The 599-nt window shown below is 68.6% G+C and carries 1 protein-coding gene; it reads right to left on the reverse strand.

Annotated features, from left to right (window positions below; genetic code table 11):
* On the reverse strand, positions 1–599 hold a 599-nt coding region (locus JK356_RS21505; RefSeq protein ID WP_236671729.1), incomplete at both ends, for an ABC transporter ATP-binding protein.

Raw genomic sequence — 599 nt, forward strand, 5'->3', positions numbered from 1 at the left:
GGATCGTGGGTGACCATCACGATGGTCTGCCCCAGCTCGTCCACGCTCCGCCGCAGGAAGTCCAGCACCTCCGCACCCGCACGCGAGTCCAGGTTCCCCGTCGGCTCATCCCCGAAAATGATCTCCGGCCGCGCCGCCAGCGCCCGCGCCACCGCCACCCGCTGCTGCTGCCCGCCCGACAGCTGCGCCGGACGATGCCGCAGCCGCCCCCGCAGCCCCACCGTGTCCACCACACGGTCCAGCCACTCCCGCTCCGGCTTCCGCCCCGCGATATCCATCGGCAGCGTGATGTTCTCCAGCGCGTTCAGCGTCGGCAGCAGATTGAACGACTGGAAGATGAACCCCACATGATCACGGCGCAGCCGCGTCAGCTTCTTGTCCTTCAGCCCCGTGATCTCCTGCCCGCCGATCCACACCCGGCCCGACGTCACCGTGTCCAGACCCGCCAGGCAGTGCATCAGCGTCGACTTCCCCGACCCCGACGGCCCCATGATCGCCGTGAACGCACCCCGCTGGATATCAATACTCACCTCATCCAGTGCCACCACACGCGTCTCACCCGACCCATAGGCCTTCACCACACGCTCCGCCCGCGCGGC

The organism is Streptomyces sp. 7-21 (assembly GCF_016741785.1).
Classification (GTDB): Bacteria; Actinomycetota; Actinomycetes; order Streptomycetales; family Streptomycetaceae; genus Streptomyces.